This window comes from Pseudomonas lyxosi (assembly GCF_047758685.1).
Taxonomy (GTDB): Bacteria; Pseudomonadota; Gammaproteobacteria; order Pseudomonadales; family Pseudomonadaceae; genus Aquipseudomonas; species Aquipseudomonas lyxosi.
The window spans coordinates 1,891,241-1,906,830 of sequence record NZ_CP180481.1; the positions used below are offsets into that span (position 1 = coordinate 1,891,241).

At 60.4% G+C, this 15,590-nt stretch carries 9 protein-coding genes; 8 read left to right on the top strand and 1 reads right to left on the bottom strand.

All coding sequences use genetic code 11. The features are described from left to right. Positions 1-11: 11 nt before the first annotated feature. The 7 genes from pilQ to hemE all read left to right on the top strand — a co-directional run bounded on the left by pilQ (position 12) and on the right by hemE (position 13,047). A complete protein-coding gene (gene pilQ, locus ACMXYI_RS08905; protein WP_415772876.1) occupies positions 12-2,102 on the top strand; it encodes a type IV pilus secretin PilQ in 2,091 nt (696 codons plus the stop codon). A gap of 4 nt (positions 2,103-2,106) precedes the next feature. After that, positions 2,107-2,625, top strand: coding sequence for a shikimate kinase AroK (gene aroK / locus ACMXYI_RS08910; RefSeq protein WP_010464421.1), 519 nt, complete (start codon positions 2,107-2,109; stop codon positions 2,623-2,625). 151 nt (positions 2,626-2,776) lie between these two features. Next, positions 2,777-3,877, top strand: a complete 1,101-nt coding sequence (gene aroB / locus ACMXYI_RS08915) for a 3-dehydroquinate synthase (RefSeq protein ID WP_123366938.1) — start codon at positions 2,777-2,779, stop codon at positions 3,875-3,877. Positions 3,878-3,887: 10 nt separating this feature from the next. Beyond that, the gene (locus ACMXYI_RS08920; RefSeq protein WP_415772878.1) at positions 3,888-5,483 is read left to right on the top strand and encodes an AAA family ATPase; all 1,596 of its coding nucleotides are present in this window, start codon (positions 3,888-3,890) and stop codon (positions 5,481-5,483) included. Positions 5,484-5,833: 350 nt separating this feature from the next. Continuing rightward, positions 5,834-10,279, top strand: coding sequence for a glutamate synthase large subunit (gene gltB / locus ACMXYI_RS08925; protein ID WP_415772880.1), 4,446 nt, complete (start codon positions 5,834-5,836; stop codon positions 10,277-10,279). Positions 10,280-10,312: 33 nt separating this feature from the next. After that, a complete protein-coding gene (locus ACMXYI_RS08930; protein WP_415772882.1) occupies positions 10,313-11,731 on the top strand; it encodes an FAD-dependent oxidoreductase in 1,419 nt (472 codons plus the stop codon). 248 nt (positions 11,732-11,979) lie between these two features. Next, on the top strand, positions 11,980-13,047 hold the full coding sequence (hemE, locus tag ACMXYI_RS08935; RefSeq protein ID WP_095078029.1) for a uroporphyrinogen decarboxylase: 1,068 nt from the start codon (positions 11,980-11,982) through the stop codon (positions 13,045-13,047). A 47-nt stretch (positions 13,048-13,094) separates the two neighbouring features. On the opposite strand, the gene ACMXYI_RS08940 is transcribed toward hemE, so the two are convergent. After that, on the bottom strand, positions 13,095-14,321 hold the full coding sequence (locus tag ACMXYI_RS08940; RefSeq protein ID WP_415773877.1) for an MFS transporter: 1,227 nt from the start codon (positions 14,319-14,321) through the stop codon (positions 13,095-13,097). A gap of 166 nt (positions 14,322-14,487) precedes the next feature. On the opposite strand from ACMXYI_RS08940, the gene ACMXYI_RS08945 reads away from it, so the two are divergent. After that, positions 14,488-15,390, top strand: a complete 903-nt coding sequence (locus ACMXYI_RS08945; RefSeq protein WP_201183980.1) for a LysR family transcriptional regulator — start codon at positions 14,488-14,490, stop codon at positions 15,388-15,390. Positions 15,391-15,590: the final 200 nt, after the last annotated feature.

The following is a 15,590-nucleotide window of genomic DNA, read 5'->3' on the forward strand; positions in this document are numbered from 1 at the left end:
GAACTCGAATAATGAACAGGATTTTCTCAACCTTCGGTATTTCGCTATGGATAGCGTTGCTGTCGCCGATGGTACTAGCGGCCAACCTCAAAGCGCTGGATGTCGCCGCGCTGCCGGGGGACCGCGTCGAGTTGAAGTTGTCGTTCGATGGGCCGCCGCCGCCGCCCCACGGTTACACCACGGAATCGCCTGCACGGATTGCGCTGGATCTGCCTGGCGTCGTCAGTCAGCTAAAAAGCAAAAATCGTGAACTGGGCGGCGGAAATGCCCGCAGCGCCACGGTGGTGGAAGCCAAGGACCGTACGCGGCTGATCATCAATCTGACCCAGTTGACTCCGTACAACACACGGGTCGAAGGCAACACGCTGTTCGTGGTGGTCGGTCAAGGTGCCAACAAAACGGCCTCCAGCCCGGCGCCCAAAACGCCGCGCGCCGCGACTGCAACGCCAGCCCCGGCAAAAGCCTATGCGCCAGTGGGCAAGGCTATCCGGGGCGTGGATTTCCAGCGCGGCACCCAGGGCGAAGGCAATGTGGTCATCGATCTGTCGGATCCGTCCATCGCCCCGGACATTCAGGAACGCGACGGCAAGATCATCCTCGGTTTCGCCAAGACCCAATTGCCTGAGCCGTTGCGGGTACGTCTGGACGTCAAGGATTTCGCCACACCGGTGCAGTTCGTCAACGCCAGCGCCACGGGCGATCGGGCCACGATCAGCATTGAGCCCAGCGGCGCCTTCGATTATTCGACTTACCAGACCGACAACAAGCTGACCGTCAGCATCCGGCCAATGACCGTCGACGACTTGCAGAAACGCAGCACCGAGCGTTTCGCCTACACCGGTGAAAAGCTCTCGCTGAATTTCCAGGACATCGATGTACGTTCGGTGCTGCAACTGATCGCCGATTTCACCAACCTCAATCTGGTGGCCAGTGACACGGTGCAGGGCGGTATCACGCTGCGTTTGCAGAACGTACCGTGGGATCAGGCGCTGGATCTGGTGTTGAAAACCAAGGGCCTGGATAAACGCAAGATCGGTAACGTTCTGCTGGTGGCGCCGGCCGATGAAATTGCTGCCCGAGAGCGCCAGGAGCTTGAGTCGCAGAAGCAGATTGCTGACCTGGCGCCCCTGCGTCGCGAGTTGTTGCAGGTCAACTACGCCAAAGCTGCCGACATCGCCAAGCTGTTCCAGTCAGTGACCAGTGCCGAGGCAAAAGCCGACGAGCGGGGCTCGATCACGGTTGATGAGCGGACCAACAACATCATTGCCTACCAGACCCAGGATCGCCTCGACGAACTGCGCCGTATCGTCGCGCAACTGGATATCCCGGTGCGTCAGGTGATGATCGAGGCGCGCATCGTCGAAGCCAACGTCGACTATGACAAAAGCCTCGGCGTGCGTTGGGGCGGTTCGTTGCAGAACAAGGGCAACTGGAACACCTCGGGCGTCAGCAACAATGGGGCTAATGCTTCGTCGACCATCGGTACGCCTGGCAGCACCAGCACCAACTCGCCGTTCGTCGACCTGGGCACCGCCGCCAACACCTCGGGGCTTGGCATTGCGTTCATCACCGACAACGTGCTGCTGGATCTTGAGCTGACGGCCATGGAGAAGACCGGTAACGGTGAAATCGTCTCGCAGCCCAAGGTGGTCACCTCGGACAAGGAAACCGCGAAAATCCTCAAGGGCACGGAGATTCCCTATCAGGAAGCCAGCTCCAGCGGCGCTACCTCGGTGTCATTCAAGGAGGCCTCGCTGTCGCTGGAAGTGACGCCGCAGATCACTCCGGACAACCGGATCATCATGGAGGTCAAGGTCACCAAGGACGAACCGGACTATCTGAACAAGGTGCAGGATGTGCCGCCGATCAAGAAAAACGAGGTCAATGCCAAGGTCCTGGTCAACGACGGCGAGACCATCGTGATTGGCGGAGTTTTCTCAAATACTCAGAGCAAGGTTGTAGATAAGGTGCCATTTCTCGGTGATGTGCCGTATCTTGGCCGCCTTTTCCGGCGTGACGTGGTTTCGGAGAAAAAATCCGAGCTGCTGGTATTTCTCACTCCGCGTATCATGAATAACCAGGCGATTGCTGTGAGTCATTGATTCTGTGCGAAATTTGATTCTTGTTGGACCGATGGGGGCTGGAAAAAGCACCATCGGCCGGTTGCTGGCCAAAGAGCTGCGCCTGCCGTTCAAAGATTCCGATAAGGAAATTGAATTGCGCACGGGCGCCAATATCCCGTGGATTTTCGATAAGGAAGGCGAGCCGGGCTTTCGTGACCGCGAGCAGGCGATGATTGCCGAGCTGTGCGGGTGCGACGGCGTGGTGCTGGCGACCGGTGGCGGCGCGGTGATGCGCGAGGCCAATCGCCGGGCGCTGCACGCCGGCGGTCGGGTGGTCTATCTGCATGCGTCTGTCGAGCAGCAGGTGGGCCGCACGTCCCGCGATCGCAATCGACCCCTGTTGCGTACTGCCGATCCGGCCAAGACCCTTCGGGATCTGCTGGCGATCCGCGATCCGCTTTATCGTGAAATCGCCGATCTGGTGGTGGAAACCGATGAGCGGCCGCCGCGAATGGTGGTGCTCGATATTCTCGAACGCTTGCAGCAGCTACCTCCCCGTTAAAGCGCAGCGCGAAATGCGCTATCCTCGGCGTCCTGTCATGGCCGCTCAAGGTTGTGGCGGATGGCTACCGAACGGCGTCACACCAGCAGACGCCGTGGACATTCGTTAACTCAAGGCAGGACGCCTGATTCCATCTTCACTGTGGGGACACATGCAGACACTCAAGGTCGATCTAGGCGAGCGCAGCTACCCGATTCATATTGGCGAAGGTTTGTTGGATCAGCCTGAGCTGCTGGCCCCGCATATTCGCGGACGGCAAGTGGCGATCATCTCCAACGAGACCGTTGCGCCGCTCTATCTCGAACGTCTGACCCGCAGCCTCGCGCAGTTCTCGGTGGTTTCCGTGGTGCTGCCGGACGGCGAAGCGTTCAAGACCTGGGAAACCCTGCAATTGATTTTCGACGGTCTGCTGACCGCACGGCACGATCGCCGTACCACGGTCATCGCCCTCGGTGGCGGTGTGATTGGTGACATGGCCGGTTTTGCGGCCGCCTGCTACCAGCGCGGTGTCGATTTCATCCAGATCCCGACCACGCTACTGTCGCAAGTCGACTCTTCGGTGGGCGGCAAGACCGGGATCAACCATCCGCTGGGCAAGAACATGGTCGGCGCTTTCTATCAGCCGAACGTGGTGCTGATTGATACCGCTACCCTCAATACCCTGCCGGCCCGCGAACTGTCCGCCGGGCTTGCCGAGGTCATCAAATACGGGCTGATCTGCGACGAACCGTTCCTGACCTGGCTTGAAGACAACGTCGATCGCCTGCGCGCCCTGGACCAGGTCGCCCTGACTTACGCCATCGAGCGCTCTTGCGCGGCCAAGGCTGCGGTGGTCGGTGCCGACGAACGGGAGACCGGTGTTCGCGCCACGCTCAACCTGGGTCACACCTTCGGCCACGCCATCGAAACCCACATGGGCTATGGTGTCTGGCTACATGGTGAGGCGGTCGCTGCTGGCACCGTAATGGCCTTGGAAATGTCCGCGCGCCTGGGCTGGATCAGCGAGCAAGAGCGCGATCGCGGCATTCGTCTGTTCCAGCGTGCCGGCCTGCCGGTCATCCCGCCTGAAGAGATGACCGAAGCCGATTTTCTCGAACACATGGCAATTGACAAGAAAGTGATCGACGGTCGTTTGCGCCTGGTGCTGCTGCGCCACATGGGCGAAGCGGTGGTGACCGACGATTATCCGAAAGAGGTTTTACAGGCCACGCTGGGAGCGGATTACCGCGCTCTGGCTCAGCTTAAAGGTTAATAAGATCCCGATGACTAGTTTGCACGCCGACGAGGCTTTCCTCGGCCATTACCAGTTGAGTCATGACCCTTTTTCTCCACGGGTGCCTGGCTTCAAATTCTTCCCGGCCCAGCGCAAACCGGTGCTGGGGCAACTGCATCACCTGGCACGCTACAGTCAGTTGCTGCTGGTCGTCACTGGCCCGCAAGGCAGTGGCAAGACGCTGTTGCGTCAGGCCCTGGTGGCCAGTACCAACAAACAGTCGGTGCAGAGCGTGGTGGTTTCCGCCCGTGGTGCCGGTGATGCGGCCGGCGTGCTGCGTCAGGTGGCTCAGGCGCTGAACGTCGCCCAACCCGAGATCGGCGCGATTCTGGCTCAAGTGGTGCAGCTTGCACTGACGGGGCAGGAAGTCTATTTGCTGGTGGATGACGCCGAGCAACTCGACGAGTCCGCGCTGGAAGCCTTGCTGGCCCTGGCCGCCGGTGCACCGGAAGGTCGTCCGCATGTGTTCCTGTTCGGTGAGTCCTCGCTGATTGCTCAACTGGAGGCGCTAACCCTCGAGGAAGAGCGTTTCCACGTCATCGAGTTGCAGCCGTACACCGAAGAAGAAACTCGCGAATATCTGGAGCAGCGGCTCGAAGGCGCTGGCCGGGGTATCGAACTTTTCACCGCAGATCAGATCTCTGATATTCACGAAAGCTCCGACGGTTGGCCTGGCACCATCAACCAGGTTGCCCGCGATGCAATGATCGAAGCCATGATTGCCAGCCGCTCAGCGGTGAAGCGTCCAAGTATGGGGTTCAACATGCCGAAGAAACACGTATTGGCGATTTCCGCCGTTGTCGTGGTCGCGGTAGCCGCCGCCTGGTTGATGCCGGGTCGCAGCAAAGCACCGACCACTGGCGCACCTGTCAACGAGCAGGCGCAACTGCCGCTCGGCCAGGGCACGCCACAACCTAACAGCGGCGGCGCGCCTGCCGTCGAATTTGCCGGTAACTCGCAACCGATGCCATTGCCGCTGGTCGGCAACTCGCAGCCGGTCATGCGCGGTCCGCTGGCCGAAGCCGCCGGCGGCATCACCGAAGGCGACGACGGTGTACCGATCGAAGGTTCCAGCGCTACACCGCCAACCGTGACCACCGCCGCGCCTCCAGCGGGTCTGTCGGCCGGTCCTGCGCCGACGCCAGCCGCCAAGCCAGTGCCTGCGCCGACTCAGGTCGCAACCGCCAAGCCAGTCCCGGTTGCGCCTGCGGTGAAGCCAGCTCCAGTGCCAGCCAAACCAGCCGCCGCTGCTGCCGCCAAACCTGCCGAGAAACCAGCCACCGTGGCCAAGGCCGCTGGTGGCACCTGGTACGCAGGGCAAGCGCCGGGTAACTACGTGGTGCAGATCCTCGGCACCAGCTCCGAAGCGGCCGCGCAATCCTTCGTCAAGGAGCAGGGCGGCGAGTACCGTTATTTCAAGAAAGTCCTCAACGGCAAGCCGCTTTACGTCATCACTTACGGTAGCTTCGCCAACCGCGATGCAGCCGTTACCGCCATCAAGGCCTTGCCAGCGAAGGTTCAGGCTGGTAAACCTTGGCCTCGCACTGTCGCCAGCGTCCAACAGGAACTGGCTACAGCTCGCTGATGATTCGGCGGCCTTACCCAGGCCGCCTCTCCCAGCACCTCAAAATTTCTACAAGCGCATGCCGCCTCTACAGGCCGCGTGCCTTGTGGTGTCTGCGTCACAGTAGTCTTTGAGTCGTTGCGGTCAAAATTAAAAAAGTTTTGACTAGCACAGCATATCGCTTTAAACCTTTCACAAATGCGACATAGATTTGCGACATTTCGTCGTCAAATTTGTGAGCCTCTGTGTCGGTGTGTACAATGACCTCCCTTTTGCCCCCGCAAAGCTGGCGTACGTTCGGCGCGGATGGTAAGTGGTTGAATTGAAAAGAAATTTGCCTCGACAAGAGGCAGCCTGGTGAGAAAGTGTCTATGAAAGCAGGTCTGTACCAACCAGATGAATTCAAGGATAACTGCGGTTTCGGCCTGATAGCCCATATGCAGGGCGAGCCCAGTCATACCCTTTTGCAAACGGCCATCGAGGCCCTGACCTGCATGACCCACCGCGGTGGGATCAACGCCGACGGCAAGACCGGTGACGGTTGCGGTCTGCTGATTCAAAAGCCGGATGTGTTCCTGCGAGCGATCGCCCAGGAAACCTTCGGCGTCGAACTGCCCAAGCAATATGCGGTGGGCATGGTCTTCTTCAACCAGGACCCGGTCAAAGCCGAAGCCGCTCGCGAGAACATGAACCGCGAGATCCTCGCTGCTGGCCTGACCCTCGTCGGCTGGCGCAAAGTGCCGATCGACACCAGCGTCCTCGGTCGCCTGGCCCTTGAGCGCCTGCCGCAGATCGAACAAGTGTTCATCGCCGGCGATGGCCTGAGCGATCAGGACATGGCCGTCAAGCTGTTCACCTCCCGTCGTCGCTCGTCCGTGGCCAACGCCGCCGACGCCGATCACTACGTCTGCAGCTTTTCGCACAAGACCATCATTTATAAAGGCCTGATGATGCCGGCGGATCTCACCGCCTTCTATCCAGACCTCAGCGACCAGCGCCTGCAAACCTCGATTTGCGTGTTCCACCAGCGCTTCTCGACCAACACCCTGCCGAAATGGCCGCTGGCTCAGCCGTTCCGCTTCCTCGCTCACAACGGCGAGATCAACACCATCACCGGTAACCGCAACTGGGCCGTGGCCCGTCGCACCAAGTTCACCAATGATCTGATGGATCTGGAAGAACTCGGCCCGCTGGTCAACCGTGTCGGTTCCGACTCCTCCAGCATGGACAACATGCTTGAGTTGATGGTCACCGGTGGTATCGACCTGTTCCGTGGCGTGCGAATGATCATTCCGCCTGCGTGGCAGAACGTCGAAACCATGGACCCGGACCTGCGCGCGTTCTATGAATACAACTCGATGCACATGGAACCGTGGGACGGCCCGGCCGGCGTGGTAATGACCGACGGTCGCTACGCGGTGTGCCTGCTCGACCGTAACGGCCTGCGTCCAGCGCGTTGGGTCACCACCAAGAACGGTTTCATCACTTTGGCGTCCGAAATCGGTGTCTGGAACTACCAGCCTGAAGACGTGATCGCCAAGGGCCGCGTTGGCCCGGGCCAGATCTTCGCCGTGGACACCGAAACCGGCCAGATCCTCGACACCGACGCCATCGACAACCGCTTGAAGTCCCGTCATCCGTACAAGCAATGGTTGCGCAAGAATGCCCTGCGCATTCAGGCGACCATGGAAGACAACGACCACGGTTCGGCTTTCTACGACGTTGATCAGCTCAAGCAGTACATGAAGATGTACCAGGTCACTTTCGAAGAACGTGATCAGGTGCTACGTCCGCTCGGCGAGCAAGGCTACGAAGCCGTTGGTTCGATGGGCGACGATACGCCGATGGCCGTGCTGTCCCAGCGCGTTCGTACGCCGTACGACTATTTCCGTCAGCAGTTCGCGCAGGTCACCAACCCGCCGATCGACCCGCTGCGTGAAGCCATCGTCATGTCGCTGGAGATCTGCCTCGGTGCCGAGCGCAACATTTTCCAGGAGTCGCCGGAACACGCCTCGCGTGTGATCCTCAGCTCGCCGGTCATTTCCCCGGCCAAGTGGCGCTCGCTGATGAACCTCGATCGTCCGGGCTTCGAGCGCGCGATCATCGACCTCAACTACGACGAAAGCGTCGGCCTCGAAGCGGCGATCCGCAACGTCGCCGATCAGGCTGAAGAAGCTGTGCGCTCTGGTCGTACCCAGGTCGTGCTGAGTGACCGTCACATTGCCCCGGGCAAGTTGCCGATCCACGCTTCCCTGGCCACCGGCGCGGTGCACCACCGCCTGACCGAAAAAGGTCTGCGTTGCGACTCCAACATCCTCGTGGAAACCGCGACGGCTCGCGATCCGCACCACTTCGCCGTGTTGATCGGTTTCGGCGCTTCGGCGGTCTATCCGTTCCTGGCCTACGAAGTGCTGGGCGACCTGATCCGCACCGGTGAAGTCCTGGGCGACCTCTATGAGGTGTTCAAGAACTACCGCAAAGGCATCACCAAAGGTCTGCTGAAGATCCTGTCGAAGATGGGCATCTCGACCATTACGTCGTACCGCGGTGCGCAGTTGTTCGAAGCCATCGGCCTGTCTGAGGAAGTCTGCGATCTGAGCTTCCGTGGTGTACCGAGCCGCATCAAAGGTGCGCGTTTCGTCGACATCGAAGCCGAGCAGAAGGCCTTGGCCGCCGAAGCCTGGAGCCCGCGCAAGCCAATCCAGCAGGGCGGTTTGCTGAAGTTCGTCCACGGTGGCGAATATCACGCGTACAACCCGGACGTGGTCAACACCCTGCAAGCCGCTGTGCAGCAGGGCGACTACAGCAAGTTCAAGGAATACACGGCGCTGGTGGACAACCGTCCGGTGTCGATGATCCGTGACATGTTCAAGGTCAAAACCCTGGACACGCCGCTGGACATCAGCGAGATCGAACCGCTGGAATCGGTGCTCAAGCGCTTTGACTCCGCGGGCATCTCCCTCGGCGCCTTGTCGCCGGAAGCTCACGAAGCCCTGGCCGAAGCCATGAACCGCCTCGGTGCGCGTTCCAACTCCGGCGAAGGCGGCGAAGACCCGGCGCGTTACGGCACCATCAAGAGCTCGAAAATCAAACAGGTTGCGACTGGCCGTTTCGGTGTGACCCCGGAATACCTGGTCAACGCTGAAGTGCTGCAGATCAAAGTCGCTCAGGGCGCCAAGCCCGGCGAAGGTGGTCAGCTGCCAGGTGGCAAGGTCAACGGTCTGATCGCCAAGCTGCGTTACGCAGTGCCGGGCGTGACCCTGATCTCGCCTCCACCGCACCACGACATCTATTCGATCGAAGATTTGTCGCAGCTGATTTTCGACCTGAAACAAGTCAACCCGAAGGCTTTGGTCTCGGTGAAGCTGGTTGCAGAAGCGGGCGTCGGCACCATCGCCGCCGGTGTGGCCAAGGCCTACGCGGACTTGATCACCATCTCCGGCTACGACGGCGGCACCGGTGCATCGCCACTGACCTCGATCAAATACGCGGGCGCTCCGTGGGAACTCGGCCTGGCCGAAACTCACCAGACCCTGCGCGGCAACGACCTGCGCGGCAAAGTGCGGGTACAAACCGACGGCGGCCTGAAAACCGGCCTCGACGTGATCAAGGCAGCCATCCTCGGCGCTGAAAGCTTCGGCTTCGGCACCGCGCCAATGATCGCGCTGGGCTGCAAATACCTGCGTATTTGCCACCTGAACAACTGCGCCACCGGCGTTGCGACTCAGAACGAGAAGCTGCGTAAGGATCACTACATCGGGACCGTCGACATGGTGGTGAATTTCTTCACCTACGTCGCCGAAGAAACCCGTGAGTGGCTGGCCAAGCTGGGCGTGCGCTCCCTCGAAGAGCTGATCGGCCGCACTGATCTGCTGGAAATCCTCGAAGGCCAGACCGCCAAGCAGAACCACCTGGACCTGACGCCATTGCTCGGCAGCGATCACATCCCGGCAGACAAGCCTCAGTTCTGCCAGGTCGACCGCAACCCGCCGTTCGACAAAGGCCTGCTGGCCGAGAAAATGGTCGACATGGCCACCTCGGCCATCAACGACATGAGTGGCGCCGATTTCGCCCTGGACATCTGCAACTGCGACCGTTCGATCGGCGCGCGGATCTCCGGTGAAATCGCTCGCAAGCACGGCAACCAAGGCATGGCGAACGCGCCGATCACCTTCCGCTTCAAAGGGACGGCCGGTCAGAGCTTCGGTGTGTGGAACGCTGGCGGCCTCAACATGTACCTGGAAGGCGACGCCAACGACTACGTCGGCAAAGGCATGACCGGCGGCAAGCTGGTTATCGTTCCGCCGAAGGGCAGCGTCTACAAAACTCAGGACAGTGCCATCATCGGCAATACCTGCCTGTACGGCGCCACCGGCGGCAAGCTGTTCGCCGCCGGTACCGCCGGCGAGCGTTTTGCGGTGCGTAACTCCGGTGCTCACACCGTGGTGGAAGGCACTGGCGATCACTGCTGCGAGTACATGACCGGTGGTTTCGTCTGCGTACTGGGCAAGACCGGTTACAACTTCGGCTCAGGCATGACCGGCGGTTTCGCCTACGTGCTCGACCAGGACAACACCTTCGTTGACCGGGTTAACCACGAACTGGTGGAAATCCAGCGGATCAGCGGTGAGGCGATGGAAGCCTATCGCAGCCACCTGCAACGCGTGCTGAACGAATACGTCGAGGAAACCGACAGCGAGTGGGGTCGTAACCTCGCTGAAAACCTCGATGACTATCTGCGTCGTTTCTGGCTGGTCAAGCCCAAGGCTGCCAACCTGAAATCGTTGCTTTCCAGCACCCGTGCCAACCCGCAGTGATATGCGCCTGAAGAGTTTGATGAGGTTTTAACAATGGCTGAACGTCTGAATAACGACTTCCAGTTCATCGATGTCGGGCGCAAAGATCCGAAGAAGAAACTGTTGCGTCAACGCAAGAAAGAGTTCGTGGAGATCTACGAACCGTTCAAACCCCAGCATTCGGCCGATCAGGCTCACCGCTGCCTGGGTTGCGGTAACCCGTATTGCGAATGGAAGTGCCCGGTGCACAACTTCATTCCGAACTGGCTGAAGCTGGTGGCCGAGGGCAACATCCTCCAGGCTGCCGAGCTGTCGCACCAGACCAACACCCTGCCGGAAGTGTGCGGCCGGGTGTGCCCGCAGGATCGTCTGTGCGAGGGTGCCTGCACCCTCAACGACGGCTTCGGCGCGGTGACCATCGGTTCGGTCGAGAAGTACATCACCGACACCGCGTTCGCCATGGGCTGGCGTCCGGACATGTCCAAGGTCATACCGACCGGCAAGCGTGTTGCGGTGATCGGTGCAGGCCCGGCAGGCCTTGGCTGTGCCGACGTGCTGGTACGCGGCGGCGTGACCCCGGTGGTGTTCGACAAGAACCCGGAAATCGGCGGTCTGCTGACCTTCGGTATCCCCGAGTTCAAGCTGGAAAAGACCGTGCTGAGCAATCGTCGCGAAGTCTTCACCGGCATGGGCATCGAGTTTCGTCTGAACACCGAAGTGGGCAAGGACGTGACCGTCGAGCAACTGCTCGAAGAGTACGATGCCGTGTTCATGGGCATGGGCACCTACACCTACATGAAGGGCGGCTTTGCCGGTGAGGATTTGCCGGGCGTGCATGACGCGCTGGACTTCCTGATCGCTAACGTCAACCGCAACCTGGGCTTTGAAAAGTCGCCGGAAGATTTCGTCGACATGAAAGGCAAGAAGGTGGTGGTACTGGGCGGCGGCGACACGGCGATGGACTGCAACCGTACTTCGATTCGCCAGGGCGCCAAGTCGGTAACCTGCGCTTATCGTCGTGACGAAGCGAACATGCCGGGCTCGCGTAAAGAGGTGAAGAACGCCAAGGAAGAAGGCGTGAAATTCCTCTACAACCGCCAGCCGATTGCGATCGTCGGTGAAGACCGCGTCGAAGGCGTGAAGGTGGTCGAGACCCGTCTCGGCGAACCGGACGCCCGTGGCCGTCGCAGCCCCGAGCCGATTCCGGGTTCCGAAGAGATCATCCCGGCTGATGCCGTGGTCATCGCGTTCGGTTTCCGTCCGAGCCCGGCGTCGTGGTTCGAACAGTACAGCATCCAGACCGACAGCCAGGGCCGCGTTGTGGCCCCGGAACAGGGTCAGTACAAGCACCAGACCAGCAACCCGAAAATCTTCGCCGGTGGCGACATGGTTCGCGGTTCTGACCTGGTGGTAACGGCGATCTTCGAAGGCCGTAATGCTGCCGAAGGGATCCTGGATTACCTGGGCGTCTGATCACGTTCCACCTGATTGAAATGCAATACCTGTGGGAGCTGGCTTGCCAGCGATAGCATCACCTCGGTCAGTCTGACAAACCGAGTTGTCTGCATCGCAGGCAAGCCAGCTCCCACAGTGCTTTGCGGTGTGACGAAACTGCATTCTCGCCGCGACAAATTGACCCGATAGACAAAAGGCTGACCTGCAACCGTGCCTTTTGCGTCGCGCTCTGAGAAAATGCCCGCACTTTTTTTCCGGATGCCGACATGACTGCCCTGAAGAACGACCGTTTCCTTCGCGCCCTGCTCAAGCAACCCGTAGACGTCACGCCTGTCTGGATGATGCGTCAGGCCGGTCGCTACCTGCCGGAATACCGCGCCAGCCGTGCCAAGGCCGGCGACTTCATGAGCCTGTGCATGAACCCGGAGTTCGCTTGCGAAGTCACGATGCAGCCGCTCGACCGTTATCCGCAACTGGACGCGGCGATCCTGTTCTCCGACATCCTGACCATCCCCGATGCCATGGGCCAAGGCCTGTACTTCGAAACCGGTGAAGGTCCACGCTTCAAGAAAGTCGTCAGCACGATGGCTGACATCGAAGCGCTGCCGATTCCTGATCCGCACAAAGACCTCGGCTACGTCATGGACGCGGTCAGCACCATCCGCCGCGAACTGAACGGCCGCGTGCCGCTGATCGGCTTCGCCGGCAGCCCATGGACCCTGGCCACCTACATGGTCGAAGGCGGCTCGTCGAAAGACTACCGCAAGACCAAAACCATGCTCTACGACAACCCGCAAGCCCTGCACCTGCTGCTGGACAAGCTCGCGCAGACGGTCACCAGCTACCTGAACGGCCAGATCATGGCCGGGGCGCAAGCGGTGCAGATCTTCGACAGTTGGGGCGGCAGCCTTTCGGCGGCGGCGTACCAGGAATTCTCCCTGGCCTACATGCGCAAAATCGTCAGCGGCCTGATCCGCGAGCACGAAGGCCGCAAAGTGCCGGTCATCCTGTTCACCAAGAACGGCGGTCTATGGCTGGAAAGCATCGCCGACGCCGGCGCTGATGCACTGGGACTGGACTGGACCTGCGACATCGGCAGCGCCCGTGATCGCGTCGGCAGCAAAGTCGCGCTGCAAGGCAACATGGACCCGACCGTGCTGTACGCCAAGCCAGAAGCCATCCGCACCGAAGTCGGCCGCATCCTCGCCAGCTATGGCAAAGGCAGCGGCCACGTGTTCAACCTCGGCCATGGCATCACGCCTGAAGTCGATCCGGAACACGCTGGCGCCTTCCTGCGCGCGGTGCATGAACTGTCGGCGCAGTATCACGAGTGATCGTTGCCCGATAAAAAACGCCCGGCTTATGCCGGGCGTTTTTGTTTTCAGGCCTTCACGCCGGCCAGCGGTGGCAACTTCGCCAGTTTCAACGCCACCAGCAACGCAATCACCAGCAACCCGCCAATGAACAGTCCGATTCCGTTCCATCCACCCATGTGCCAGAACACCCCGCCCGCCGTCCCGGCGATGCTCGACCCTGCGTAGTAGCTGAACAAGTACAGCGACGACGCCTGCCCCTTGGCCTTAATAGCACGACGCCCAATCCAGCTACTCGCCACCGAATGAGCGCCGAAGAAACCGAATGTGAAGATCAGCATCCCGATGATCACCACCGGCAGCGGCGTCAACATAGTCAGTGCAAGGCCTGCGAGCATCAGCACGATGGTCGCCCAAAGCACTTTGCGCCGGCCCAGCTGGTCAGCCAGGGCGCCGATTTTCGCTGAGCTGTAGATACCCGACAGATACACCACCGAGAGCAGCCCGACGAAGGCCTGATCCATGTGGTACGGCTCGGCCAGCAGGCGATAACCGATGTAGTTGAACAGGGTGACGAAAGCGCCCATCAGCACGAAAGCTTCAAGGAACAGCAGCGGCAGGCCGGCGTCGCGAAAGTGCATGGTGAAGCCGTCAATCAAGCTGCGCGGGTGCAATGAGCGGGCGCGGAAGTTGCGCGACTCGGGGAGGATTTTCCAGAACACCGCCGCCGCGATCAGCGCCAGACCACCAATCACCAGCATCGCCGTGTGCCAGCTGACGAAGTCGATCAACACGCCAGTGATCAAGCGTCCGCACATCCCGCCAATCGCGTTGCCGCCGATGTACAAGCCCATGGCCAGACCGATGTGCTGCGGGTGGATCTCTTCGCTCAGGTAAGTCATGGCGACTGCTGCCAGACCGCTCAACGACAACCCCACCAGCGCGCGCATGACCAGCACACCCTGCCAGCTCGGCATCATTGAGCTGGCGATTGTGCAGAGTGCGGCGGCAAACAATGCCGCGACCATCACCGGTTTGCGCCCGATGCGATCAGAGATCGGGCCGGTGATCAGCAGGCCGATGGCGAGCATGCCGGTGGCGACCGAGAGGATCAGGCTGCTCTGCGCTGCATTGATGGAGAATTCGTGGGACAACAGCGGCATCATCGGTTGCACGCAATAGAGCAGGGCGAAGGTCGCGAAGCCGCCGGAGAACAGCGCCAACACCGTGCGCATGAACATCGGTGTGCCTTTTTCGATGTAGATCTCCTTTAGTTCGGCGACAACATCGTCCACCGCTGCGGGCGGAACTTCATGGGCAAGTGGAGCAACAGCAGTTTTCACTTCGGACCTCGGAGGGCGCAGCCGGTCAGGCAATGAAAAAAGCATATAGCTGCCTAATGATTCAATCCAATATATTGTTCGACCTGTTTGATAGGTTTAACGACCTAATGGAGTTTTCATGGAATTGCGTCACCTGCGCTACTTCATTGCTGTTGCCGAAGAACTGCACTTCGGCCGCGCCGCCCAGGTGCTGGGCATCTCGCAACCGCCGCTGAGTCAGCAGATTCAGGCGCTGGAGCAGGAGGTGGGCGCGCGGTTGTTCGAGCGCACCAATCGTCGGGTCGAGCTCAGTGAAGCGGGTCGATTGTTTTTGGAAGAGGCGCGATTGGTACTGGCGCAGGTCGATAAAGCGGCAGACGTGGCACGGCGGGCGCAACTGGGTGAGTTGGGTGAACTGAAAATTGGCTTCACCTCGTCGGCACCGTTCAACTCAACGATCCCTCAGGCGATTTTTTCGTTTCGCCAGCGATTTCCGGCGGTGCACCTGAACCTGCGGGAGATGAGCAGCACCCAGGTCGCCGACGCGTTGGTGGATGAGTCGATTGAAGTCGGGATCATGCGGCCGCTTGGGTTGCCGGACTCGCTCAGCGTGGTGGAGCTGATGCGTGAGCCGCTGGTGGCGGTACTCAGCTCCAAGCATCCATTGGTGACCGATAGTGAGGAAGGCTTGTTTCTGTCAGCCCTGGCCCTCGAGCCCTTTGTATTTTTCCCACGCAGTTATGGCAGTGGTCTGTACGCGCAATTGCTCAGCCTGGCGCGGGATGCGGGGTTTAGTCCGCACTTTGCCCAAGAGGCTGGCGAGGCGATGACGATCATTGGTCTGGTGGCGGCGGGGTTGGGTGTTTCGGTGCTGCCGGCGTCTTATCAGCGGATGCGCATCGACGGGGTGGTCTATCGGCCTCTGCTCGATCCAGAGGCGGTGTCGGCGGTGTGGCTGGTGCAGCGCAAGGATCAGAAGTCGCCGATGGCCAAGGCGTTTGTTGAGTTGTTGACGCGTAAGGTTGAGCCGTTGAAGGCGTGACTGCTTCGCAGTCAATCGCGGGCAAGCCCGCTCCCACAAAGTCCAGCAGCGTGCCGAAACGGGTGTTCACACCGCTGAACCCTGTGGGAGCGGGCTTGCCCGCGAAAGCGTCCGCAAGTCCACCGAAAAAGGTGCAGTTGCCTATGCCAAAGCGGACGCTTCGCTGATGAGCGTGGGACATTTCCGAACTACCTTAGGAA